Raw genomic sequence first — 24,378 nt, 5'->3', positions numbered from 1 at the left:
TCTGCCCATGGCCTTCATCCTTCCCCGCACAGACGCCGGCGACAACGCCGATGCACCAGCGCGCATTCCCATCACGGTGCTCACCGGCTTTCTGGGCAGCGGAAAGACCACGCTGCTCAACCGCCTGCTGCGCCAGCCCGACATGCACGGCACGGCGGTGGTCATCAACGAGTTCGGCTCGGTGGGGCTGGACCACGACCTCGTCGATCACACGCAGGAAAACATGGTGCTGCTGGCCAACGGCTGCATCTGCTGCACCGTGCGGGGTGATCTGGTCGAGGCCTTCGAGCGCCTGGCGCAAAGCCCCGAAGCTCAGCGCGGCGCGCTGCGCCATGTGGTGGTGGAGACCACCGGCCTGGCCGACCCGGCGCCCATCCTGCACACGCTCATGGGCGACCCGCGTCTGGCGCAGCGCTGGCGCCTGGCGGGCGTGGCCTGTACCGTGGACTCCTTCAACGCCATGGCCACGCTGGACCAGCACTCCGAAGCCGTGAAACAGGCCGCGGTGGCCGACCGCTTGTTGCTCACGAAGTCCGATCTGGTGCAGCCCGAACAGGTGGCGCCCTTGCTGGAGCGGCTGCGCGGCATCAACCCGCTGGCGGTGGTCACGACAGAGCCAACCGATGCATTGAGCGCATTGCAGGGTCTGCTTGACCGGCCGAGCGCTGCGGTGTGGTTGCCTGTGTCGCAAGACAACGAGCGCTCCTATTTTTTCCCCGTGAGCGCGCCGGGACAACACGACCCGAACCGGCACGACGACCACATCCGCTCGCACGTGATCGTGCGCGAGCAGCCGCTCTCGCGCGAAGGCTTCATGGCCTGGCTCGACATGATCGCGGCCATGCGCGGGGACGACCTGTTGCGCGTCAAGGGCATCGTGCACCTGGCCGACGACCCGGAGCACCCGATGGTGATCCACGGTGTGCAGCACCTGTTCCACCCGCCCGAGACCCTGACGCGCTGGCCCAGCGACGACCGACGCACCCGCATCGTGTTCATCACTCGCGGCCTTGATGTCGAGGACATCGAGGCGACCCTGAGCATTTTTGAAAGACGCCGCGCTCGCAGCCCGCGCCCATCCCAACCCGTTTGAACGACATTAGGAGACAACACCATGATGAAAAAACTGATCGCCTGCGCCGTGCTCGGCGCGTGCAGCCTCTCGCCCGCGCTGGCGCAAGGCAAATTTCCCGAGGGCATCGTCAAGCTGGTCGTGCCGTTTGCCGCCGGTGGCGGCGTGGACCAGGCGGCCCGGCTGCTGGGCAGGCAGTTGCAGACCGACCTGGGCGTGTCGGTGATCGTGGAGAACAAGGGCGGCGCCAGCGGCACCATCGGCGGCAAGGCGGTGCAGACCTCACCCGCCGACGGCATGACCCTGCTGTTCTCTGCCGCCACGCACGTGCTGGCCCAGCAGGTGCTGGCCAACCCGCCCTACGACCCACAGACCGACTTTGAACCCATCGCACGCGTGGGCGAGGCGCCGTTGCTGCTGGTGATACCGCCCAATGCACCGCAGAAAACCTTGAGGGAAGTGCTGGACGCAGCCCGCCAGAACCCCGACAAATGGACCGCCGCGCTGCCGGCGCTGGGCGCGCCCAGCCACCTGGCCACGCTGCTGCTGGCCAAGCAAGGCAACGTCAAGCTGACCATGACGCCGTACCGTGGCACCGCCCCCGCGCTGGCGGACGTGGCCGGGGGCCATGTGCAACTGCTCATGGACTCCATCATTTCCCTGCAAGGCATGGCCAGGAGCGGCAAGGTCAAACCGATTGCCACCACCTCGGCCCAGCGCAGCGGCGTGGCGCCCGATGTGCCGACCGCTGTCGAGAGCGGCTACCCGGGCATGGTCTACAACTCCTGGTACGGCGTGTGGGCGCCCAAGGGCACGCCGCAAGACCGTGTGCAGTTTCTGAACAAGGCCATCAACAAGGCGGTGGCCGGGCTGGCCAGGTCGGGTGCATTCACCACCCTGGGCATCTTGCCGGTGATCGAAGGATCTGATCAGTTCCGCAAGTACATCGCGGCCGACGTGACGCGCAGCGCCGAACTGCTCAAGGAGTCGGGTTTCAAGCCGGAGTGATCCGCGTCACCGGCGCTCACGCTGCGCCGGCCTGCTTCTTGAACGACAGCGCCACGAGATCGACAAACGCCCGCACGCGCACCGCCAGCTGGTGGCGCTGGGGATACACAGCGTAGATGTCGGCGTCGGGTGTGGCGTGCTGCGGCAGCACCTGCACCAGCCGACCGTTGGCAAGAAAGCGCTCGATGTCCCACTCGGCGCGCATCAGGATGCCGTGTCCGTCGAGCGCCCAGTTGACGGCGATCTCGCCGTCGTTGGTGGTCAGGTTGCCGCGGGTCTTGATGGCTTCGGTGGTGACGTTCTTGCCGCGTCCCGTGCTCAGGCGCCACAGGCCGTAGGCCTCTTCGCCCTGGCGGATGCCGATGCAGTTGTGCTTGATCAGGTCGTTGGGCACCTTGGGGGTGCCGTGTCTGGCCAGGTAGGCGGGTGAGGCGCAGAGCAGCCGCCGGTTGGGCGCGATGTGGCGGGCGATCACGCGTGCGTCGGGCGGCGCGCCGAAGCGGATGCAGACGTCGAAGGAGTCGTCGGTCAGCGCGGGCGGGTTGACCGAGAGCTGCAGCTGCACCTCCACCTGCGGGTGCTTGCGCACGAAGCGCGAGATCAGCGGCGCCACGTGGCTGCGCCCGAAGCCCAGCGTGGCGTTCACCCGCAGCAGGCCTTTGGGTGTGCCCTTGGACACGCCCAGCAGCTCCTGCATGCCGTCAATCTCACCAAGGATGCGGCGCGCGTGCTCCAGGTACAGCTCACCTTCGGGCGTCATGCTCATGCGCCGGGTGGTGCGGTTGACCAGCGACACGCCCACGCGGGCTTCCATCTGCGCCAGATGCTTGCTCACCGCTGGCGTGGTGATGCCCAGTTCGCGGGCCGCCGCACTCAGGCTGCCGGCACCGGCCAGCACGGAGAAAAAGCCCAGGTCGGCGGGCTGGATGGCATTGCTCATGGGTGCTTCAAGGACGGTTGATTGTTGAATTCAGGTAAACAATGGATTCACTATAGCCATGAATCAACACGCCCTGCAACACCTACAGTCACGCCACCGAACCCCCACATCCACGGAGACAACCCATGAAGACCTACGCCATTGCAACGATTCCTGGAGACGGTATCGGCAAGGAAGTGGTGCCCGCCGGCCAGCAGGTGCTGGAGGCGCTGGCCGCCACCAGCCATGCCTTTCGCTTCCAGTTCGAAGATTTCGACTGGGGCGGTGACCACTACCGCGAACACGGCGTGATGATGCCGGCCAATGGCCTGGACGCGCTGCGCCACAAGGACGCGATCCTGTTCGGCTCGGCGGGCGACCCGGACATTCCCGACCACATCACGCTGTGGGGCCTGCGCCTGAAGATCTGCCAGGGCTTCGACCAGTACGCCAACGTGCGCCCCACGCGCATCCTGCCCGGCATCGACGCACCGCTCAAGCGCTGCAAGCCCGAGGACCTGAACTGGGTGATCGTGCGCGAGAATTCCGAGGGCGAATACTCGGGCGTGGGCGGCCGCGTGCACCAGGGCCACCCCATCGAAGCCGCCACCGACGTGACCATGATGACCCGCGTGGGGGTGGAGCGTGTCATGCGCTTTGCCTTCAAGCTGGCGCAATCGCGGCCCCGCAAGCAGCTCACCGTGATCACCAAGAGCAACGCCCAGCGCCACGCCATGGTGATGTGGGACGAGATCGCGCTGGAGATTTCCCGCGAGTTCCCGGATGTGAAGTGGGACAAGGAAATCGTGGACGCCGCCACCGCCCGCATGGTGAACCGCCCGGCCACGCTGGACACCATCGTGGCCACCAACCTGCACGCCGACATCCTGAGCGATCTGGCCGCCGCGCTGGCCGGCAGCCTGGGCATTGCGCCCACCGGCAACATCGACCCCGAGCGCCGCTACCCCAGCATGTTCGAGCCCATCCACGGCTCGGCCTTCGACATCATGGGCAAGGGCCTGGCCAACCCGATCGGTACCTTCTGGAGTTGCGTGATGCTGCTGGAACACCTGGGTGAGATGGATGCGGCCAAGCGCCTCATGAGCGCCATCGAACAGGTCACGGCCAACCCCGCGCTGCACACCGGCGACCTCGGCGGCAAGGCCACCACCGCACAAGTCACCCAGGCCGTGTGCGATCTGCTCGGCGTGCGTGAACAACGCCTGGCCGCCTGACCTGACGTTCATGCCGGACGCACGGGTTCCGTGCTCCGGAAACCCCCCCACCGGACCGCAGAGTCCGGTTCATCAGAGCGCCAGGCGCGCCGTTTTTGGAGACACGCATGAAAGCCATTCCTTCCTTCACCCGCCGCCGTGTGGTGCAAACCGTCGCCCTGGGCCTGGCCCTTGCCGGCAGCAGCGCCATGGCCCAGACCTGGCCCACCCGGCCGATCACCCTGATCGTGCCTTTCGCAGCCGGCGGCACCACCGACGTGCTGGCCCGTGCCCTGGCCGACAAGCTCTCGCAAAGCCTGGGTCAGCCGGTGATCGTGGAGAGCAAACCCGGTGCGGGTGCCACCATCGGCGCCGACTTCGTGGCCAAGGCCAAGCCCGACGGCCACACGCTGCTGATGGGCGCGGTGCACCACACCATTGCGTCCAGCGTCTACAAGAAGCTGCCCTACGACTTCTCCAAAGACCTGGCCCCCATCACCACCGTGGCCCTCGTGCCCAACGTGCTGGTGATCAACGCCAGCACGCCCGCGAAGAACGTGAACGAACTGGTGGCCCTGCTCAAGGCCAGCCCGGGCAAGATGGCCTACGGCTCCAACGGCAACGGCACGGCGCAGCACCTGATCGGCACGCAGTTCCAGAACCAGACCGGCACCGACGTGATCCACATTCCGTACAAAGGCAGCGGCCCTTTGTCCACCGACCTGTTGGGCGGTCAGATCATGATGAGTTTCGACACCATCACGCCGGTGCTGCCGCACATCAAGGCGGGCAAGCTGCGCGCGCTCGCGGTGACCACGGCCAAGCGCTCGGCAGCCCTGCCCGACGTGCCCACGCTGGAGGAGGCCGGCCTCAAGGGTTTCAACATCGGCACCTGGTTTGGCGTGCTGGCCCCGGTGGCCACGCCCAAGGACATCGTGGCCCGCCTCAACACCGAGATGGTCAAGGTGATCCAGTCGCCCGAGTTCCGCAGCCGCATGGCGGAGATCGGTGCCGAGCCGATCGGCGACACCAGCGCGCAGATGGCGCAGCAGATCGCCAGCGAAACCGAGAAGTTCGGCAAGCTGGTCAAGGACGCGAAGGTCGTGATCGAGTGAGTCTGCGCAGCGGTGGTTGGAGGTCCTAACGGGCCTTCTTGACGTATGCGTCGGGCACCACCGACCGGGCTTTTGCCAGCGCCGTGTTGGCGTCGTCCCTTGAATCGAACGGTCCCAGGGTCACCACCCACAGGCTCGGCGTGAGCAAGGCGTATTGGCTGGAGTCGACCAGCACAGGGAGCATGCCCGCGCGCTGCATCGCAGCGAGGTGTTGGTCGGCGGCTGCGCGTTCGGCTCGTGCAAAGGAGCCCACCACCACAAGCCAGGCGCCCGTGGGCACGGACGGTGGCGTGGCTGCGGTCGATGAAGCGGGCACAGGGGGTTGCGATGTTTGCGGGACCTCCGGGCGGTTGTCGTTCGGGCGCAGGGCCAACACGCCGATGCCCAGGGCAGCCAGAGTCAACAGCGCGACCCACCCCATGCGTTGCAACTGGGGTGGCCTGGCTGGTTGGGATGGTGGGTCTGCGGAAGGGGGCGGATTCTGGGGCGGCAGCGCTGCGGGCTTGGTCGTTGTGGGTGCATCCAGCAGCCGGTGCAGGTCGTTCAACAGTTCGGTGAAGCGCTCGGAGTGCTCGCCGGGTTGCCACTCGGAAAGGTCGGCGGCCTGGATTTCGCGGAACCCTCGGGGTGGTTGCACGCGGTCCAGCAACACAGGCACGAGCACCTGGCGGGTTTTGCCCTCGTCGGCCTCTTCGGCGACCCATTGTGACTCGATCGAATGCCGCGACCAGGCCACCACAACACAGCGCGCGTTTTGCAGTCCAGCGCCGATGTGGCTGCGCCAAGTCTGTCCGGTGGGGATCCGCCTGTCCCAGAAGAGGCCCCATCCCTGTGCCTCGAACGCGGCCACCAAGGGGCGGACCCGGGCCTCGTCTTCGCGCGAGTAGCTCAGAAAGATGTCTGCCATGAAATCCCCCGCTCAAAAACGCCCACATTAGTTCGAAAGCACTGGGTTGGCTACTCCCATTCGGGCGTTCGCTGGAGGGTTCTGTCCCACACACTGGACAGGGTTCGACCTTTAAGATACTGTACACATATACAGTATTGATCGGCCTCCCCAACCCCACCCGGACACCCCGCCATGCATCCCGCCCTCGACTGGCAGGAGGACGATCCGTCTTCCACGCTGATGTTTTCACCCCCGCCCAAGCAGCCGCGCCCGGCCCGCCTGCCCGGTGAGTTGCCCATGGCCGTGGCCGCGGCCATCTGGCGCGGCGACCAGCTCGGCGGCCCGGTCTCGGCCGTGCTGTCCAGCGGCTTCGAGGCGCTGGACGCGCAGTTGCCCGGCGGCGGCTGGCCATGTCACGGCGTCATTGAGATCCTCGCGTCGCAGAGCGGCATGTTGGAGTGGCGCCTGCTCGGGCCGGCGCTGCGCCAGGTGTGTGCCGCTGGCCGCGCGGTGGTGGTGGTGGGGCCGCCCAAGGCACCGCACCTGCCGGGTCTGCGCTTCGAGGGCATCGACGAGCGCCACCTGGTGTGGGTGCGGGCCGACACGGCTGCGGAGCGCCTGTGGTCGGCCGAACAACTGATCAAGGCCAATGCCTGCGGTGCGCTGGTGGTGTGGCTCCCGCAGGCGCGGGCCGAGCAGGTGCGCCGCCTGCAGGTGCTGGCCGCCAGTTGCGAAGGCCCGGTGTTTTTGTGCCGACCGAGTGCGGCGGTGCGCGAATCGTCGGCCGCGCCGCTGCGTCTGATGGCCCGTGTGGGGCTGGACTGGGAACTGCACCTGGACATCGTCAAACGCAAGGGCCCGCCGCTGCAGAACACGCTGCGCCTGGGCTCGGTGCCCGGGGGCCTGCGCGCCATCCTCACGCCGCGGCTGCGTTTCCCCAGCCGCCTGTTGCCCTCCGATGTGTCCCGAGAGGCCGACCATGTTGTGGTCAGCACTCCTGCTCCCGACCGCCCCCACCGCGCCGTCCACTGAGGCGGCGCGCCGTGCCGTGGCCACCTGGGCGTTGCAGTTCACGCCCCGCGTGGCGCTGGCCGACGGCGCGGTGCTCATGGAGGTGGCGGCGAGCGTGCGCCTGTTTGGTGGCCGGCGCGCGCTGCGCGACCGCGTGGTGGCCGAGAGCGCGCAGCTCGGCGTGACGCAGGTGGCCTGGGCAGCCAACAGCCTGGCCGCGCTGGCGCTGGCGCGCGCCGGTCTGGAGAACGGCTTCAGGCAACCGCTGCCGGTGCTGCTCGATGCCTTGCCCATGCAGGTGCTGAGCGCGGTGCTCCCGCACCAGCGCACGCTGGCGCACATCGGCTGCCGCACGCTGGGCGACGTGCGCGCGCTGCCGCGCGGTGGGGTGGGCCGGCGCTTTGACAAGCAGTTGCTGCAGGCGCTCGACCAGGCCTACGGCGCCGAGCCCGAGGCGCATGTGTGGGTGGCGCTGCCCGAACGGTTCGAGGAGCGGCTGGAGCTCATGGCGCGCGTGGAGCAGGCGCCGGCCCTGCTGTGGGGCGCGCGGCGTTTGCTGCTGGTCATGAGCGGCTGGCTGGCGGCGCGGCGCGCGGGTGTCACGGCCTTCACGCTGCGCTGGGCGCACGACGCCATGCGAGCGCGCGACGCGGGCGAGGGCGGCGAGATCACGGTGCGCACGGCCGAGCCCACGCGCGACACCGAACACCTCTGCCGCCTGCTCGCCGAGCACCTGGCCCATGTGCAGCTGCTCGCGCCCGTGGGCGACCTGCATCTGCTGGCTGGCGAGGTGCAACCGTTGCACGACGTGAGCGCTTCGCTGCTGCCCGACACCGTGCGCCAGGGCGAGACGCTGCACCTGGTGCTGGAGCGGCTGGCCGCGCGCCTGGGGCCGGGGCGCGTGCTGCGCCCGGTGGTACAGCCCGACCACCGCCAGGAATGGATGTGCCGCTGGCAGAGCGCGCCCGAGCCGCTGCCGCGCAAGCTGGCGCCCGACACCGGCCTGCCACAGCCCACCTTCGTGCTGCCCGAGCCGCTGAAGCTGCTGGTGCGCGGCAACCGGCCGATCTACCAGGGCGAACTGCAACTGCTCGCCGGCCCGCAGCGGGTGGAGGGCGGTTGGTGGGACCGGGTGGACGGTGCGGGTGCCACACGCAATGTGGTGCGGGATTACTGGGTGGCGCTGTCAGTGAAAGCGGGGGTGTTGTGGATCTTCCAGACGCGGCTGGATGAGGCGCCCGCGTGGTACCTGCACGGGCACTTTGCATGAGGCCGGCCCCCATCCCAGCCTTCCCCCAGAGGGGGAAGGAGCCAGGCACGTGCTCCGGTGAGATGTCTTGCTCCTTCCCCCCTTGGGGGAAGGCTGGGATGGGGGCTCCCCCGCCATGAAGCTGCCCGACTACGCCGAGCTGCGCTGCATCTCCAACTTCACCTTCCTGCGCGGTGCCAGCCACGCCGAAGAACTGGTGGAGCGCGCCAAGGCGCTGGGCTACCGCGCGCTCGCGCTGGTGGACGAATGTTCCCTGGCCGGCGTGGTGCGGGCCCACGTGGCCGCCAAAAAAAACGGCCTGCCCCTGCTGGTGGGCAGCCAGTTCCGGGTGCAATGCAGTGCTCCCCTGAACCCGTTCACCCTCATCGTGCTGGCCTGCAACCTCAACGGTTACGGCAACCTGTGCGAGTTCATCACGCATCTGCGCCGCACATCACCCAAGGGCACCTACCGCCTCACGCTGGGCGCCATCCGCGCCGAGGCGCTGGCCGACTGCGTGGTGATCGCCGTGCCCGATCGCGACAGCGACCAGGACCCGATGGACACAGTAGCGCGCTGGCTGCTGCAGCATTTCATGGGCCGCTGCTGGCTGGGTGTGACGCAACTGCGCCGGCTCGACGACGAGATGCTGCTGCACAAGCTGCGCCAGAGCAGCGCGCTCACCGCCGTGCCGCTGGTGGCCGTGGGTGATGTGCACATGCACGTGCGCTCGCGCAAGCCGCTGCAGGACGTGCTCACCGCCACGCGCATCGGCCAGCCGCTGAGCGCCTGCGGGCTGGCGCTGCAGCCCAATGCCGAGCAGCACCTGCGTTCGCGCCTCACCCTGGGCCAGTGCTATCCACCCGAGTTGCTGGCCGAGACACTGGTGGTGGCGGCGCGCTGCGCCTTCTCGCTCGACGAGCTGCGCTACCAGTACCCCAGCGAGGTGGTGCCCGAGGGGCAGACGCCGTCGTCCTGGCTGCGGCAGCTGACGCTGGAGGGGGCCGCCTGGCGCTGGCCGCAGGGCACGCCCGAGCGGTTCGTGAAGCAGATCGAGCACGAGCTTGAACTGATCGCCGACATGAAGTACGAGCACTACTTTTTGACCGTCAACGACATCGTGAGCTTCGCGCGCTCGCAGAACATCTTGTGCCAGGGCCGGGGCTCGGCGGCCAACAGCGTGGTCTGTTACTGCCTGGGCATCACCGCGGTGGACCCGGAGCGCACGGGCTTGTTGTTCGAGCGTTTCATCTCGCGCGAACGCAACGAGCCGCCCGACATCGACGTGGACTTTGAACACGAGCGGCGCGAGGAGGTCATCCAGTACCTGTACAAAAAATACGGCCGCGAACGCGCCGCACTCACCGCCACCGTCATCAGCTACCGCCCGCGCAGCGCCCTGCGCGACGTGGGCAAGGCCCTGGGGTTTGCCGAGGGCGCGCTCGATGTGCTGGCCAAGAGCACGCGCTGGTGGGACGGGCGCGCCATCGAGCCCGAGCGACTTCTGGAGGCTGGGCTCAACCCCGACGACCTCGCGGTGCGCCAGCTGCTGCAGCTCACCACGCAGCTCATGGGTTTTCCGCGCCACCTCTCGCAGCACACCGGCGGTTTTGTGCTCACTCAGTTGCCGCTTTCGCGCCTGGTGCCGATCGAGAACGCCAGCATGAAAGACCGCACCGTGATCGAGTGGGACAAGGACGACCTGGATGCGCTCGGTCTGCTCAAGGTGGACGTGCTCGCGCTCGGCATGCTCACCGCCTTGCGCAAGGCCATGGCGCTCATCGGCGCGAAACAGGACCGCAGCTTCACCCTGCAAGACATTCCCGAAGGCGACGGGCCCACCTACGACATGATCTGCGCCGCCGACACCGTGGGTGTGTTCCAGATCGAGAGCCGCGCGCAGATGAGCATGTTGCCGCGCCTCAAACCCCGGTGTTATTACGACCTGGTGATCGAGGTCGCGCTGGTGCGCCCCGGCCCCATCCAGGGCGGCGCGGTGCACCCGTATCTGGACCGCCGGCAGGGCAAGCTGCCGGTGAGCTACCCCGGCCCGCGCGACGGAGCCGACCTGAAAGAAGCCCTGGGCCGCACGCTGGGCATCCCCATCTTTCAGGAGCAGTGCATGCAGATCGCGGTGTTGGCAGCCGGCTTCACACCCGGCGAGGCCGACGCCCTGCGCCGCGCCATGGCCGCGTGGAAACGCGGCGGCAACCTGCAGCAATACGAGCGCCGCCTGGTCGACGGCATGACCGCGCGTGGCTACGAGACCGAGTTCGCCCAAAGCGTGTACGAGCAGATCAAGGGCTTCTCCAGCTACGGCTTCCCCGAGAGCCATGCCGCGAGCTTTGCCCTGCTGGTCTATGTGAGCTGCTGGATCAAACACCACCACCCCGCCGAATTCCTGGTGGCCATGCTCAACAGCCAGCCGCTGGGCTTCTACACCCCCAGCCAGCTGGTGCAGGACGCGAAGCGCCATGGAGTCGAGGTGCGGCCGGCGGACGTGGTGCACAGCGACTGGGACTGCACGCTGGAAGGGCTTGACCCCCTCTCCCCCTGGGAGAGGGCAGGGGTGAGGGCCCGCCCGCCAACCATGCCCACCGTGCGCCTGGGCCTGCGCCTGATCTCGGGCTTGAAGCGTGAAACCGCCGAGCGCATCGTCATCGCCCGCGCCAGCCAACCCTTCACCACCACCCAAGACCTCGCCCGCCGAGCGAACCTCGATCAACCGCAGATGAAGCTGCTCGCCGCCGCCGACGCGCTGAAAAGCCTGAGCGGCCACCGCCGCCAGCAGGTGTGGGACGCCGCCGCCCTCAGGACCGCACCCGAGCTGATGAAGGACGCCCCCATCGACGAAGCCCCGCTGGCCTTGCCCGAAGCCCCCGAAGGCGAAGCCATCGTGTGGGACTACGACAGCCTGGGTCTCACCCTGCGCCGCCACCCGCTGGCGCTGCTGCGGCCACAGCTCGCCCAACGCCGGCTCATGAGCGCCGAAGAACTGAACCAGGCACCCAACGGCAGACTGGTGCGCCACTGCGGCATCGTCACCCTGCGCCAGCAACCCGAAACCGCCTCGGGCGTGGTGTTCGTGAGCCTGGAAGACGAGACCGGCGTGGTGCAGGTGATCGTGTGGAAACACCTGCGCGAACGCCAGCGCACGGTGCTCACCCAGTCACGCCTGCTGGCGGTGCATGGCGTGTGGCAGCGCGAAGGCGAAGCCAAAAACCTCATCGCCGGCCACCTGGAAGACCTCACGCCGCTGCTGCACGGGCTGTCGACAGTGAGTCGGGATTTTCATTGAGGGGTGGGTAGGGTGCCGGCCTCTACCAGGCTCCGCTCCAAGACCGTGCGCAACGCTGCCACGGTGTCGAGTAGCGGTTTAGGACCCAGCTGATTTTTCCTGAGGAAAGCCTGCCAAAGCGCTTGGCGCGACGGATCGGTTGCAAATTCGTCCGTGAGGCCCACGGGCAATGACGCGGGGACCGCCATGCCTCGTCGGGCAAACGTGGCTGCGATGGCGCGGGCCAGGGTTTTGGTGTTCAGGGTTTCGCGTTCCAGCAAGACCGACAGGTCCAGGTAGTCTTTCAAGCGGCTGTTGGTCATGCCGAGCAAGGAGATGGCGTGCAGCTTTTCAGCAATCACGGTGTAGACCGGGTAGGTGCGCAGACGCGGTGCGGGCAGGTCAATCAGCAGTACAGGATAGACCGCAGCCACAGGCTCGGGGGTGACGGCGTCGCCGAAGCCGATGTCGATCTGCGTCTTGCAACGTGCTTTGGCCACGTCGGCCGTGATCAAGATCCGGGCCCCGGCATAACCCGCCTCTTTGCGAATTTCTTCGGCCGTGATCGACGATGGATCGAAGAGGATGCCATCGTCCACTTCAACGCTCACGATGTCGCGGAATGTCTGAACCACGGAACCCAGATCGCTGGGGCCGAAGCCCAGCAGGTCGGCATCACGCGTGGTGCGGTGGGGCATGTCGTACCAGAGCGTGAACAGCAGCGCTCCTTTGAGCAGGAAGCCATCGGCGTGCGCTGATTGGCTCAGTCGCTATAGCATGCGTTCCAGCGCAAATCGGACCAACACCTGGTTGAAGTCCACGCCTTGTGCCTTGGCGATGTTGAGCAGGCGCGCCCGCACCGATGCCGCGCGGTCCTTGCTCATTCAATGGCCTCCAGGTAAGGGCGCATCACGTTGGCCACGCGGCAGATCTTCGCGTAGCGCCAGAGGTCGTCTGCCGATGCCTTCTTTTGCGCACGTGCGTCGCGCAGCGCTTCCAGTGCCACGTCGATACCGATTTTGTTGCGGTGTTTGAAGCAGTCAACCACCGTCTTGGCCGCACCATAGATCCGCAGTGGGACTCCATCGCACTGGAAGATCTCGATGCCTGCTGTGTAGGCGTCACCGGTGACCTGAACCATCTTGATGGGCGGGTAGTCGATTTTTGGCACATGGCTGCCACGCGGCATGGCGATCCAGATCTGGTGCGGAAGCTGGGTGGTGAGGCCATGAAACTGCAACGCAGTGAGCAGGCAAAAAACAGCCTGTGGCACCTTGGTGGCAACAGTGATCAGACTCTCGTTTTCTGAGAGGTCCTGGTCGGGCAGGCGGTAGAGCCCTCGATCAACTTTTTCCAACAGTCCGGCAGCCGTCATGCGCGCTAGCACGGCGCGAGACGCACCGGTCGCATCCAGATCGCTGGGGCGCAGCAAACCCTTGTGCGCGAGCAGATCCAGGATGCGCTGGGTGTGGGTGTCGTGTTGGGGTGGCATGCCGGTGCAGTATGTTCCATTTATTCGTCGATTGCAAACATTCGACGAATAAATGGAACATCGACTGCGCTCAGTTCTTCAGCAGCTTTTCGGTGATCAGCTGCCAGTGCTCGGCACTCACCGGCGTGATCGACAAGCGGCTGCCACGTTGCAGCAGCGTCATCTCCGCCAAGGCAGGGTTCGCACGCAACTCGGGCAAGCCGAGCAGCCGCGTCTTGCGCAGCGCCTTCACATCGAGCAGCAGCCAGCGCGGGGCTTCAGGCTTGGACTTGGCGTCGAAGTAGGGTGACTTGGGGTCGAACTGCGTGGGGTCGGGCCGGGTGGTGGACGCGACCTCTGCGATGCCGGCGATGCCGGGCTGCGGACAACTCGAGTGGTAGAACAGCACGCCGTCCCCGATGCGCATGCCGTCGCGCATGAAGTTGCGTGCCTGGTAGTTGCGCACGCCGGTCCAGGGCACGGTGGCGTCGGGCGCGGCGAGTACGTCGTCGATCGAGCACTCCTGGGGCTCGGATTTCATCAGCCAATAGCTGACTGCAGGGGATGGGGTCATCGCGCTATTTTGCGACGATGACCTGTCAGCGGGGCAAGGTCCTTAAAAGGATTCCCACTCGTCCGAAGCGCCCGCCTTCTCGGCCACCTTGGCCACTGGCTGTGGAGCTGGCTTGGCCAGCGCAGGCTTCTTCGGCGCCACCGACACCGGCTTGGCAACCACGGGCTTCTTCGCGGGGATGCTGCGCACAGCAGCGCTGCCGGGTTTGTGCAGGTCGGTCGAACGGATCTGCGTGATCGAGCTTTGCGCAGCAGCGTGTGCATCCACCCGGAACACGCGCACCACCTCGGCCAGGCGGTCGGCCTGGTCGTTCATGCTCGATGCCGCAGCAGCGCTTTCTTCGACCAGCGCGGCGTTCTGCTGGGTCAGCTGGTCCAGGTTGGCCACGGCCGAGTTGATCTGGTTGACGCCGTCGGCCTGCTCGCCCGATGCGCTGGCGATCTCGCCGATCATGTCGCGCACGCGCACCACGTTCTCGACGATCTCGCCCATGGTTTTGCCCGCCTGGTTCACCAGTTCGGTGCCGGCGGTGACCTTGTCCACGCTGGTGCCGATCAGCACCTTGATTTCCTTGGCGGCCTGCGCACTGCGCTGCGCGAGGTTGCGCACCTCGGCGGCCACCACCGCGAAGCCGCGACCTTGCTCACCGGCGCGGGCCGCTTCCACCGCCGCGTTGAGCGCGAGGATGTTGGTCTGGAAGGCGATACCGTCGATCACGCCGATGATGTCGTTGATCTTGCGCGAGGACTGGTTGATCTCTTCCATGGTGGAGACCACCTGGCTGACCACAGCGCCGCCCTTTTGTGCGCTCTGGCCGGCCACATCGGCGAGCTGGTTGGCCACGCGCGCCGAGTCTGCCGACTGGCGGATCGCGCCCGACATCTGCTCCATGCTGGCGGCGGTCTGCTGCAGGTTGGAGGCGGTCTGCTCGGTGCGCGCCGACAGGTCGTTGTTGCCGGTGGCGATTTCCCGGGCGGCCACGGTGATGTTGTCGGTGCCCCGCTTGACGTCGGCCACCACGTTGACCAGGCGGTCGCGCATGCCGACCAGGGCCGTGGTCATGGCGCCAAACTCGTCCTTGCGGTCGTTGCGGATCTGGGCGGTGAGGTCTCCCGCGGCGATCTGTTCGGCAAAACGCATGGCTTCGCGCAGCGGGTTGCGGATGTTGCGGATCAGGAAGAACGCGCCCGCGACGATGCCGGCGATCAAGGCGCCGACCTGCAGGGCGGCAATGGTCAGGCTGTGTGCGCGTTGCTCGGTGAAACCAGCCTGCGCCTGCGCCCGGATGTCGGACTGCATGCGGGCGAACTCGCGCAGGGCGGCCAAGTAGGGCGGCACCGCCTGGTTGAACCGGGTCGAGATCTCCTGTGCGGCACCGGCGGCATCACCGGCCTTCTTCATTTCGTTGGCTTTGCCCAGCGAAGCCAGCACGTTCTTGCGCAGCTCGGCGATCCTGGCCATCTGGGCTTGCTCTTGCTCGTTCATCTCCATGGCCTGCAGTTCCTTCTGCAGCGCGGAAATGGAGGCCACGCCCGCAGGGATCAGGTCCTTGTACATCTCGGCAATGGCCGGGTCGGAGCTGGCAATGGAGGCCTGCACGCGCGTGACGTTGGTTTCGGTGAGACCGGCCCATTCGGTGGCGATGGTGGTCTTGTGGGCCAGTGCGGAGAGCACCCGCTCGGACGCTTCATTGAGCGAGGCCGAGCGCGCCCCGGCGGTGGCCACCACGACAAACAGGGCCACGATGATGGCGATGACGCCCGCCCACAGCCGGGCTCCCACGGACAGGTTGCGAAAGAAATTCATGAAGGTTCACTGAAGGGTTTCTGCGGGAGCAACCAGGCCCATGTCGGAGCTGCCAAGCAAGGCTTCGATGTCGGCCAGGATGAGCATGCGCTCGCCGACGCTGGCGATGCCGGTGATGAAACCGGCGTCCAGGGTGGTGTTGATCTGCGGCGCGGCCTTGATGTGTTCCTGGCCGAGCCGGATCACGTCACTCACCGAATCCACCACCAGGCCCACCACGCGGTTGTGCACGCTGAGCACGATCACCACGGTCAGGGCGTTGTATTCCACCTTGGCGCATCCCAGCTTGATGCGCATGTCCACCACCGGCACGATCACACCACGCAGGTTGACCACGCCCTTGATGGACTCGGGCGCGTTGGCGATGCGCGTGGGCTCTTCGTACGAACGGATTTCCTGCACACGCAAGATGTCGATGCCGTACTCCTCGGCGCCCAGGCGAAAGCTCAGGAACTCACCGGCATTGGCCAGGGCCGGGGCTTTGCCACGGGCGACCGCGCTGGGTGAAAGGGCGGCGGGGGTGGGGGTGTTGAGGGCGTCCATAGGTCCAGGGTGTGGGGTTGATACCTGCGTATCGACACCTGCCCGGGCTTCTTGAGCGGGGGGCAGACACCTCTGGGAGGCTTGCCCGGCGTCAGTCCTGCGCCTCCGCTTCCGGCCACAGCTTGGGAAAGTAGAACCGCAAGGCATGTTGGGGCACGCCCAGACGAAGCCGTCCGTGGGGGGAGTCGGACTCCAACAAGCCTCGCTTGAGCAAGGCGCTCACCTGGGCGGTGGCCAGGCGTTCGCCCAGACCGAGCATGGCCTTGAAATCATTGCGATCGAGTTCGCCCTGGGTGGCAAACAGGTAGTGCAGGGCCCGCAGCGCCTGCGCGCGCACGCCCGCCTTCACCACGTGTTCTTCATAGTTCAGGCAGGCGGCCATGCGGTCTTTCATGCTGTCCAGCGCCAGTGCGCCCGCCATGAAATCCACCTGGTCCTGGCACAAGGCCAATACGTAGCTGATCCATTGCTCCAGTCCGCGCTCGGTGAGGTTGCCACGCCCATCCAGGTCGCCCGCACGGGGTTCGTCGGCCGCAGCCAGCCGTGCATAGTAGGCGTCGTGGCTGCGCGCAAACCCCCGCAGGGGTGACCACAGGCCGTTGGTCAGACCCAGGTGGCCCAGCACGAGCTGGCTGTGCAGCCGGGCCACGCGGCCGTTTCCATCGCGAAACGGATGGATCCACGCCAGCCGCTGGTGCGCGGCGGCCATGGCCACCACCTGCATTTCTCCGCGTCTCACGTGTGCGTACACCTGAGACCAGCGGGCCAGGAAGGCCGGCAAGTGTTCGGCCGCTGGTGCCGCATGGCGACCCACGCTCACCTGCTGCTGCCGAAGCTCTCCTGGCCGAAGCCAGGCGGGAGCTGCGCCATCGGGCAACTCCGAGGGTGGAATGGCGAGGTCGGCCCGGGGCAGTCGAGCAAACAGGTCCTGGTGGATGTCCTGCACGGTTTGTGGGGACCACACCCGTGCCGTGTCCCACTGAGGCCACAGCACTTCGAGCTGTTGTTCGGTATCCATGTGGGCCAGAGCGAGTCGTTGACGGCGTGCTTTGTCTGCATCTCGGGCATAGTCGTTGCGCAGGGCTTGTTCGATTTCCAGTGGTAGCGTGTGCTGACCCTCGATCTTGTTGGAGTAGTACGAGTTCATGGCCCTCAGCAGGCGCCGCAATCCGCCCAGTGCCCCGGGCTGGCACAAGCCCGACAACTGGTCGGCGCGCCGGATCAGATCGTGCGCCTGCTCCAGCAGCGGGCCCAGACGGTGTTCGCCAGGCAGCAAGGGCTCCATCTGGAAATGGTGATCGAAAAGAGCGAAGTTCTGCGACTTTGAAACCATGTCCAAGTCTATGCTTTCAAATGAAATTGTTCAAATACTGCGAGATATATTGCGACTTTGAATGCGACTCTTAAAGAGTCTCCTGATGCACTGGATATGTCGGTCGTCAGACTCGGATTCGCGCTCACCAGGAACAGATCCATGCCAAGCCATTCTTTCGACACGCCTGAATCACCGCGGCGCATCTTCATGCTCGGCGCCACCGGCACCATCGGCCAGGCCACCGTGCTCGCCCTGGTGGCGCGGGGGCACGAGGTGGTGTGTTTCGTGCGGCCGCGCGCGGGGGTGGGTGGCGTGCTTCAGGGCAACGACACCGCCCGCCTGCTGCCGGGTGCGACCGTGCGCCTGGGTGATGTGCAAGACCCCGTGTCGCTGGCGCGTGATGGTTTTCGGGGTGAGCGTTTTGATGCGCTGGTGTCTTGCCTGGCCTCGCGCACCGGTGTGCCCAGGGACGCGTGGGCGATTGACCACCAGGCGAACGTGCACGCGCTTGATGCCGCGCGCCAGGCCGGTGTCTCGCAGGTGGTGCTGCTCTCGGCCATCTGCGTGCAGAAACCCCTGCTGGCCTTTCAGCAGGCCAAGCTGGCGTTCGAAAAGGTGCTCGTCGAATCGGGTCTGACCTATTCCATCGTTCGGCCCACCGCGTTCTTCAAATCCTTGTCGGGGCAGATCGAGCGGGTGCGCCAGGGCAAGCCGTTCCTGGTGTTCGGCGACGGGCAGGCCACCGCATGCAAGCCCATCAGCGACGACGACCTGGGCGCCTTTCTGGCCGACTGCCTGAGCGATGTGAGCCGCCACAACCGGGTGCTGCCCATCGGCGGACCGGGCGAGGCCATCACGCCGCGCCAGCAGGGTGAGCACCTGTTTGCCCTGCTTGGTCGTCCGCCCCGTTTCAAGCGCGTGCCGGTGCGCCTGCTCGACGTGATCATCGCCGTGCTCGGTGTGGCCGGGCGCGTGGTGCCCACACTGGCCGAGAAGGCCGAGCTCGCGCGCATCGGGCGCTACTACGCCACCGAATCCATGCTGGTGCTCGATCCCGCCACGGGCCGGTACGACGCGGCCGCCACGCCGTCCACCGGCAGCCAGACGCTGTTCGATTTTTACGCTGACGTGCTGAGCGGTGCCGCTGCGCCCGAGCGGGGCGATCACGCGGTGTTCTGAGCACCGCGCCGATCACACAAAGCAAAACCCCCGGGGCCGACCAGCAGCCCCGGGGGACAGGCAACCCGGTCGATCAGTTCGACTTCATCGCGCTGCTGCTCTGGCCCATGCCCACGGTCGTTCCGTTGTTGACACCCATGGCCTGCATGTTGTTCGTGGGGTAGCGCTGGGGAGACAGGTCACGGAAGGTGGCGCCGGTCTGGCCGTCGGCGATCAGGGTGCCGTCGCGCCGGGCTTGGATCAGGTCGGCGCGCACCTGTTCGCGCGTGGTGGTGCTGGTCACCGCAGGCTGCATGTAGCTGCCCGGGAACACATCGCGGAAGGTGGCGCCGGTCTGACCGTCAGCGATCAGGGTGCCGTCGCGCTGGGCTTGCACCAGTTCGGCGCGCACCTGGTCGCGGGTCTTGGGGGCCATGTCGGCGGCGAATGTCGAACCGGCGCTGATTGCAAACAGGGCGAGGGCGATGACGGAAGTGCGGGTGTTTTTCATGAGAGATCCTTGAAGGGGTTGGAAGGAGCCAGAGGGCCTGGCTTTTCGAGCGGGACACACTGGATACGAGGCAAGTTCGCGATTGGATTCAACATCGCCCGCAAAAGAACACTTTCTTAAGGTGGGTTAACCCGCGGAGGCACGCGGTGCGATCCGGGCCTTCATGGCGGCACCCGCCGCGACAGCCGTTGGGCGGACCCTCGCCGACAATCCGTGCATGGCCCTCACGATCAATTCAGACACCGTTCACACACCGCCCGTGCCCTCGGCCACCGTCATGGTGGTGCGCGACGGACCCACCGGGCTGGAGGTGCTGCTGGTGCGCCGGCACGGCAACTCGGGTGTGCTCGGCGGTGTGCATGTGTTTCCCGGTGGCAAGCTCGATGCCGCCGACCGCCAGGTGGACCCAACCTCACTCGACCGCTCGCCACACGATTGCGCTCTGGGTTTGAACGAGCCCGGGCTGGACGCCGACACCGCCCTGGGCCTGCATGTGGCGGCCCTGCGCGAAACGTTTGAAGAATGCGGCCTGCTGCTGGGCCAGGTGCATCGCACAGACCTCGTGCAGCGTGTGCGCGAGCTCACCGCCGCGGGCACCGGCTTTGCTGACGCCCTGCATCAACTCGGTTGCCCGGTGTCCACGGCCAGCGTGCTGCCCTGGTCGCGCTGGGTCACGCCGCGCGTGCCCTCGGTGACCAACAAGCGCTTTGACACGCGCTTCTTCGTGGCTGCCGCGCCGCTGGGGCAAGAGGCCGAGCATTGCACCTTCGAGGCCACCGAAGCCGTGTGGCTGGCGCCGCGCCTGGGGCTGGAGCGCTGCTGGGCGGGCGAGATCGATCTGGCGCCGCCGCAGATCATGAGCCTGAGCCACCTCAGCCACCTGCGCAGCGCTGCCGAGGTGATGGCAACGGCGCGCAGCCGCCCACCTGCGCTGATCGAGCCCGAGCCGTTCGACCAGGACGGCGTGCGCGTGATCTGCTACCCAGGCGATCCGGCGCACAGCATCGCGCAGCGCGTGTGGTCTGGCCCCACCCGGCTGACCTACCGCAACCAGCGCTTCGAGGCCGAGGGCGGGTTGGCGGCTTTGCTGGGGTAGCGTCTTCAGCCCCGTCGCGGCATGCGCCAGGGCAGCATGGCCTGCACCAGCGGCGAGACCAGACGGGGCACGTGCAGCGTCTCGTGAAAGCTCATCACGCTCTCGCCGAGCAGGGTGCTCTTGAGCATGGCGCGCTGGTAGAACGGCGTGTCTTCCAGCTGCTGGGTCACGAGCACGCTGGAGTCGCTGCGCATGCGGCGCTCGATGCGCCATGCGGTGCGGGGCAGTGCCTGCTGCGGTGGTGCTTCAAACGGCTGCACGCTGCCGTGGCGCCCGAAACGCAGCGCGAGCAGTCGGCCGTTTGCTTTGCCCGGCTCCACGTCGTAGAGCACGGCGGTGCTGCCGTCGCGCATGGCACTGCGCGACCAGTCCCATTCGGTGAACGCGTTTTCCACCGGCTCGTCCCCTTCGTTGCTGTCCAGGTAAGCGTGGCCGCTCCAGCGCTGTTCGGGGTGCTGCAGTTTCACCTGCACGCGGGCGTGCGGCGCGATCGGCCCCCAGCGGTGGCGACCCGAGGCGTCCAGCGTGGTGCTGAAGTTGAACAGCTGGTCCGTGCGCAGCGTCACCGTGCCGCGGATGCGCCTGGGGATGGGCACACCCACCTCATCGATGTGCATGGTCAGGGCATTGCCATGCCATTCGAGCTGGCTGGGACCGATCTTGAAATGGTTGGAGTCGCGCTGGTTGTGCGCGGCGCCGCGTTCGGTCATGGACCAGCGGCGCGCGCCGGCGCTGTAGAGCGCCACGTTGAGCGCGCAGAAGTTGTCGGGCTGGGTGGGGCCGCGTTTGCGCGCCCAGGCGTAGTAGGGCGAGAACACGCTGCCCACGAACGCGATGATGGACAGACCGAACCGGCCGTCGTCGCTCAGCGCATCGACGTACCACCAGAGGTAGCCACCCGAGGGGACCAGCTGGTCAAAGCGGGGCTGGCCATCACGGCCGCGGCCGCCAGCTGGCCCGAAAGAGCCGCCATCGGGACCCCCGGGCCCGGGTGGACGCTCCCCCCCGCCAGGAAAAGACCCGTGACCGGTGTGCTGGCGCTGGAGCGCGCGAAGGCCGAGGTCCAGCCGTGGGTCGCCTGCCCGTAGAGGGCGCCCCCCGTGGCCGGGAAGAGGCGGTGAAATTCCGCCGGGGTGGTGCGCATCGACGGGGGCTCGGCGCTCTCGATCCGAAGTCCACAGCGGCGCAGCAGGGCAAAGCTGGAGTTCTCGCATTGTTCGATCGCCTCGGGTGTGGTGGTTTGAAGATCCCCGGCGGCCGGCGCATTGACCAGGCACAGCAGTCGCTCGCGGCCAGCGGGCGCGGGCAGGTCGGTGCCGCGGTCCTGGGCGCACACGTACACCGTGGGTTGTTTCGGCAGTTCACCGTGTTGGAAGATGTCGTTGAACTCGCTGGCGTAGTCGTTGCGGAAGAACACGTTGTGGCGGTCCAGCGCAAGACCGCTGGTGCGCGCGTGAATGGACCACGTGATGGCCGACAGCGAGCGCGGCGGCGCCTTGGGTTTCACGGCATGGCGCGCGGCGTGACCGAGCAGGCCGGTGCGCAGCGCGGCCACGTCGCCGTTGAAAACCACGCTGTCGGCGCGCAGGGTTTCGCCACTGGCCAGCAGCACACCCCTCACGCGGCCGTTCTTGACGTCGATGCGTTCGCAGGGGCTCTGGTAACGGAACGCAGCGCCACGCTCGCGCGCCAGGCGCTCCAGGCAGCGCGCCAGCGCGTGCATCCCGCCGTCAATGGCCCACACCCCGTCGAGCTCCACCTGCGCGATCAGCATCAGCGTGGCCGGGGCTTCCCAGGGAGACGATCCCGTGTAGGTGGCGTAGCGGGCGAAGAGCTGGCGCAGGCGCGGGTCGGTGAAATGCCGGCCCAGGCTGTGCCACAGGCTGCGTGTGGGGCCGAGTGCTGCGAGCGTGGCCAGGCCGCGCAGGCCCAGGCCCATCGACATGCCCAGCAGGCTGGGCGAGGCGCTGCGGATGTAGGGGCCTTCGAGCGCCCGGTAAGCGGCTTTTGCTTGCGCGCAGAAACCCTGAAAACGCTTCGCCTCCGCCAGGCCAGCGAACTGCGCCACCGCGTCGAACGAGCGGGTCGGGTCGGCAAACAGGTCCAGCGACGAACCATCGTCCCAGGCGTGCCGCGCCAGCACCGGCAACGCCCGGATGCGCAGCTCCGCTTCAAGCGTCGTGCCCACCGACTCAAGGATCTGGTCGAACACCCAGCGCATGGTGAACACGGTGGGACCACTGTCGATGGCGGCACCGTCCACCACCAGCTGGCGCACCTTGCCGCCGGGGGTGGCCGCGGCCTCGACCACGGTCACGTCCAGCCCCCACTGCGCCAGTTGCAACGCCGCCACCAGACCACCCATGCCGGCGCCGATGACGACCACCTTGTGCTCAGCCATGGGCTTGCCCGTCGACCGGCTCGGATGTGTTCATGGCGTTGGGCGCGATCCAGTGGCCGTGGTGTTCCAGCAGGCGCATGCGCACGAACATCGATTCGGAAAAATAGTTGTGCCGGTAGGCCGCTTCAATGGCGGCCTGGTGTGCGCCCTGGTGCGCGTAGTCGAGCATGGAGGGCGTGTCTTTCCAGAGGCTGAAGGTGCACTGGCGCACCAGCGGTGCCTCGCCCAGGCCCATGGCCAGCGTGCAGCCAGCGGCCGACTGCATGGCCGCCTGGGTGGCCGGTGCGTTGCGCCAGAAGGCCATGGCCTTGGCCGGGCGGATGCTGGCGCGCGTGATCACGGCCAGCGGCCGCGCCGCACCCGCGTCGTCGTGCACCGCGTGATCGGGCTTGAGGTGGGTGGCCGGTGTCGGGCCCCAGGCTTCGCCGTCCCACTGGCCGCGCGAGGAGAGCACCTCCATCACGCCACTCCAGAACTGCGCAGCGCGCTGGCGGTAGGACTGCACGATCGGGCCAGCCAGAAACGCCTCGGCCTGGTCGGCGTGGTCGAACATCACGATCAAACCCTGGTGGCTCGCGCTCGGGCGGATGCTGAAACCACCGCCGTGGCCACTGCCCATGACCTTGGCGAAGCACACGCCCGGCACGCCCTTGAGGGACGCGGAGCCCTGCACCATGCGCATCCAGCCCCAGGCCTGGTGTTCGCGCAGGTAGTTCACGAGCACCACCACCACCACCCCCGAGAGCGTGACCACATCGGGTGCGGTCTCAGCCATGGCGGGCCATCGGAAGGCGGGGGGCGCCGAGTTCGGGCGGCAAGCGGAAGGTGACGTCTTCGCGCGCTCCGGCCAGATGCACGATCTGCAGCGGCGCGGCGCTGGCCTGGGCCTGCAGCGCGCTCACCACCCGTTGCACCAGCAGCTCGGGCGTGGACGCGCCGGCTGTCAAGCCCACGCGCGGCGCGCTCTGCAGCCATTCGGCCCTCAGGTCGTTTTCGTCCTGCACCAGGTGCGCGGGCACGCCGCTGCGCTCGGCCACTTCGCGCAGCCGGTTGGAGTTGGAGCTGTTGCGCGCGCCCACCACCAGCACCATGTCGACCTGGGCGGCGAGGCGGCGCACGGCAATCTGGCGGTTCTGGGTGGCGTAGCAGATGCCTTCCAGGTCGGGGCCGACGATGCGGGGAAAGCGCGCCTTGAGCGCCGCGATGATCTCGCGCGTGTCGTCCAGGCTCAGGGTGGTCTGGGTCACATAGGCCAGCGGGGTGTGTGGGGGAATGTCGAGCTTGTGCACATCGGCCACCTCGCTCACCAGGTGCACGGCGGTGTTCACCTGGCCCATGGTGCCCACCACCTCTTCGTGCCCGGCGTGTCCGATCATCAGCAGCGTGTGGCCCTGGCGCACGAAGCGCTGAGCCTGCTGGTGTACCTTGCTCACCAGCGGGCAGGTGGCGTCAATCGTGTGCAGGCCCTGGCGCGCGGCCTGATCCACCACCGCGCTGGACACACCGTGGGCCGAGAACACCAGCACCGCACCGCTGGGCACCTCGGCCAGGTCGTTGACGAACACGGCGCCCTTTGAGCGAAGATCGTCCACCACCCATTGGTTGTGGACGATCTCGTGGAACACGTACACCGGGGTGCCGTGCAGGCTGAGCGCACGCTCGACGATGTCGATGGCGCGCCGCACGCCGGCACAGAATCCACGCGGCTGGGTCAGGACAATCTGCATCGCTGACCCCGGCTGGTGTGCG

21 protein-coding genes and 1 pseudogene are annotated in these 24,378 nt (G+C 67.2%); 9 read left to right on the top strand and 13 right to left on the bottom strand.

What is annotated here, in order from left to right; genetic code table 11:
* Positions 1 to 7 precede the first annotated feature (7 nt).
* Both F9Z44_RS12800 and F9Z44_RS12795 read left to right on the top strand, forming a co-directional pair.
* Positions 8 to 1,093 carry a CobW family GTP-binding protein gene (locus tag F9Z44_RS12800; protein WP_159606712.1) on the top strand — a complete coding sequence of 362 codons (1,086 nt, stop codon included), beginning with the start codon at positions 8 to 10 and terminating at the stop codon, positions 1,091 to 1,093.
* A gap of 21 nt (positions 1,094 to 1,114) precedes the next feature.
* A complete protein-coding gene (locus F9Z44_RS12795; RefSeq protein ID WP_442907194.1) occupies positions 1,115 to 2,080 on the top strand; it encodes a Bug family tripartite tricarboxylate transporter substrate binding protein in 966 nt (321 codons plus the stop codon).
* Between the two features lie 16 nt (positions 2,081 to 2,096).
* Here the strand turns inward: F9Z44_RS12795 and F9Z44_RS12790 are convergent, their stop codons facing one another.
* On the bottom strand, positions 2,097 to 3,020 hold the full coding sequence (locus F9Z44_RS12790) for a LysR substrate-binding domain-containing protein (RefSeq protein WP_159606711.1): 924 nt from the start codon (positions 3,018 to 3,020) through the stop codon (positions 2,097 to 2,099).
* Positions 3,021 to 3,145: 125 nt separating this feature from the next.
* Between F9Z44_RS12790 and F9Z44_RS12785 the strand changes: the two genes are divergently transcribed.
* Together F9Z44_RS12785 and F9Z44_RS12780 are read left to right on the top strand one after the other, a co-directional pair.
* Positions 3,146 to 4,234, top strand: a complete 1,089-nt coding sequence (locus F9Z44_RS12785; protein ID WP_159606710.1) for a tartrate dehydrogenase — start codon at positions 3,146 to 3,148, stop codon at positions 4,232 to 4,234.
* 107 nt (positions 4,235 to 4,341) lie between these two features.
* Entirely contained in the window at positions 4,342 to 5,328 is a 987-nt protein-coding gene (locus tag F9Z44_RS12780; protein ID WP_159606709.1) for a Bug family tripartite tricarboxylate transporter substrate binding protein, read from the top strand.
* A 25-nt stretch (positions 5,329 to 5,353) separates the two neighbouring features.
* Here the strand turns inward: F9Z44_RS12780 and F9Z44_RS12775 are convergent, their stop codons facing one another.
* A complete protein-coding gene (locus F9Z44_RS12775; RefSeq protein WP_159606708.1) occupies positions 5,354 to 6,235 on the bottom strand; it encodes a TIR domain-containing protein in 882 nt (293 codons plus the stop codon).
* A 174-nt stretch (positions 6,236 to 6,409) separates the two neighbouring features.
* On the opposite strand from F9Z44_RS12775, the gene imuA reads away from it, so the two are divergent.
* The 3 genes from imuA to F9Z44_RS12760 all read left to right on the top strand — a co-directional run bounded on the left by imuA (position 6,410) and on the right by F9Z44_RS12760 (position 11,775).
* Positions 6,410 to 7,249, top strand: coding sequence for a translesion DNA synthesis-associated protein ImuA (imuA, locus tag F9Z44_RS12770; RefSeq protein ID WP_159606707.1), 840 nt, complete (start codon positions 6,410 to 6,412; stop codon positions 7,247 to 7,249).
* Positions 7,197 to 8,498, top strand: coding sequence for a Y-family DNA polymerase (locus F9Z44_RS12765; RefSeq protein ID WP_159606705.1), 1,302 nt, complete (start codon positions 7,197 to 7,199; stop codon positions 8,496 to 8,498). The genes imuA and F9Z44_RS12765 overlap by 53 nt, the downstream gene beginning before the upstream one ends.
* Positions 8,499 to 8,613: 115 nt before the next feature.
* Positions 8,614 to 11,775, top strand: a complete 3,162-nt coding sequence (locus F9Z44_RS12760; protein ID WP_159606703.1) for an error-prone DNA polymerase — start codon at positions 8,614 to 8,616, stop codon at positions 11,773 to 11,775.
* Here F9Z44_RS12760 and F9Z44_RS12755 read toward each other — a convergent pair.
* The 6 genes and pseudogenes from F9Z44_RS12755 to F9Z44_RS12730 form a co-directional block, all read right to left on the bottom strand.
* Positions 11,769 to 12,638: pseudogene (locus tag F9Z44_RS12755) on the bottom strand (nucleotidyl transferase AbiEii/AbiGii toxin family protein). The gene F9Z44_RS12760 and the pseudogene F9Z44_RS12755 sit on opposite strands and share 7 nt — an antisense overlap.
* Positions 12,635 to 13,246, bottom strand: a complete 612-nt coding sequence (locus F9Z44_RS12750; protein WP_159606701.1) for a type IV toxin-antitoxin system AbiEi family antitoxin domain-containing protein — start codon at positions 13,244 to 13,246, stop codon at positions 12,635 to 12,637. Before F9Z44_RS12750 ends, F9Z44_RS12755 begins: the two are co-directional and overlap by 4 nt.
* Before the next feature lie 70 nt (positions 13,247 to 13,316).
* On the bottom strand, positions 13,317 to 13,799 hold the full coding sequence (locus F9Z44_RS12745) for an EVE domain-containing protein (protein WP_159606699.1): 483 nt from the start codon (positions 13,797 to 13,799) through the stop codon (positions 13,317 to 13,319).
* A 42-nt stretch (positions 13,800 to 13,841) separates the two neighbouring features.
* Positions 13,842 to 15,605: a methyl-accepting chemotaxis protein gene (locus tag F9Z44_RS23150; RefSeq protein ID WP_159606690.1), complete on the bottom strand. Its 1,764-nt coding sequence runs from the start codon at positions 15,603 to 15,605 to the stop codon at positions 13,842 to 13,844.
* 6 nt (positions 15,606 to 15,611) lie between these two features.
* Positions 15,612 to 16,148, bottom strand: coding sequence for a chemotaxis protein CheW (locus F9Z44_RS12735; protein ID WP_159606688.1), 537 nt, complete (start codon positions 16,146 to 16,148; stop codon positions 15,612 to 15,614).
* Between the two features lie 91 nt (positions 16,149 to 16,239).
* Positions 16,240 to 17,481: a Fic family protein gene (locus tag F9Z44_RS12730; RefSeq protein WP_159608703.1), complete on the bottom strand. Its 1,242-nt coding sequence runs from the start codon at positions 17,479 to 17,481 to the stop codon at positions 16,240 to 16,242.
* Between the two features lie 141 nt (positions 17,482 to 17,622).
* Between F9Z44_RS12730 and F9Z44_RS12725 the strand changes: the two genes are divergently transcribed.
* Entirely contained in the window at positions 17,623 to 18,642 is a 1,020-nt protein-coding gene (locus tag F9Z44_RS12725; RefSeq protein WP_201449958.1) for an NAD(P)H-binding protein, read from the top strand.
* Positions 18,643 to 18,715: 73 nt separating this feature from the next.
* On the opposite strand, the gene F9Z44_RS12720 is transcribed toward F9Z44_RS12725, so the two are convergent.
* Positions 18,716 to 19,132 carry a DUF4148 domain-containing protein gene (locus F9Z44_RS12720; RefSeq protein ID WP_159606686.1) on the bottom strand — a complete coding sequence of 139 codons (417 nt, stop codon included), beginning with the start codon at positions 19,130 to 19,132 and terminating at the stop codon, positions 18,716 to 18,718.
* A gap of 217 nt (positions 19,133 to 19,349) precedes the next feature.
* On the opposite strand from F9Z44_RS12720, the gene F9Z44_RS12715 reads away from it, so the two are divergent.
* Entirely contained in the window at positions 19,350 to 20,228 is an 879-nt protein-coding gene (locus tag F9Z44_RS12715; protein WP_159606684.1) for an NUDIX hydrolase, read from the top strand.
* A gap of 5 nt (positions 20,229 to 20,233) precedes the next feature.
* Here the strand turns inward: F9Z44_RS12715 and F9Z44_RS12710 are convergent, their stop codons facing one another.
* The 4 genes from F9Z44_RS12710 to ispH are packed head-to-tail and all read right to left on the bottom strand — an operon-like array spanning position 20,234 to position 24,356.
* The gene (locus F9Z44_RS12710) at positions 20,234 to 21,055 is read right to left on the bottom strand and encodes a carotenoid 1,2-hydratase (RefSeq protein WP_236574116.1); all 822 of its coding nucleotides are present in this window, start codon (positions 21,053 to 21,055) and stop codon (positions 20,234 to 20,236) included.
* 38 nt (positions 21,056 to 21,093) lie between these two features.
* Entirely contained in the window at positions 21,094 to 22,629 is a 1,536-nt protein-coding gene (crtD, locus tag F9Z44_RS12705) for a 1-hydroxycarotenoid 3,4-desaturase CrtD (RefSeq protein WP_159606682.1), read from the bottom strand.
* The gene (locus F9Z44_RS12700) at positions 22,622 to 23,404 is read right to left on the bottom strand and encodes a hypothetical protein (protein WP_159606680.1); all 783 of its coding nucleotides are present in this window, start codon (positions 23,402 to 23,404) and stop codon (positions 22,622 to 22,624) included. Before F9Z44_RS12700 ends, crtD begins: the two co-directional genes overlap by 8 nt.
* A complete protein-coding gene (gene ispH / locus F9Z44_RS12695; RefSeq protein ID WP_159606678.1) occupies positions 23,397 to 24,356 on the bottom strand; it encodes a 4-hydroxy-3-methylbut-2-enyl diphosphate reductase in 960 nt (319 codons plus the stop codon). The genes F9Z44_RS12700 and ispH overlap by 8 nt, the downstream gene beginning before the upstream one ends.
* Positions 24,357 to 24,378: the final 22 nt, after the last annotated feature.

It is taken from the genome of Hydrogenophaga sp. PBL-H3 (assembly GCF_010104355.1).
Lineage (GTDB): Bacteria > Pseudomonadota > Gammaproteobacteria > Burkholderiales > Burkholderiaceae_C > Hydrogenophaga.
Note: the sequence above shows the minus strand (reverse complement) of the source record. Positions and strands in the feature narration are given on the sequence as shown.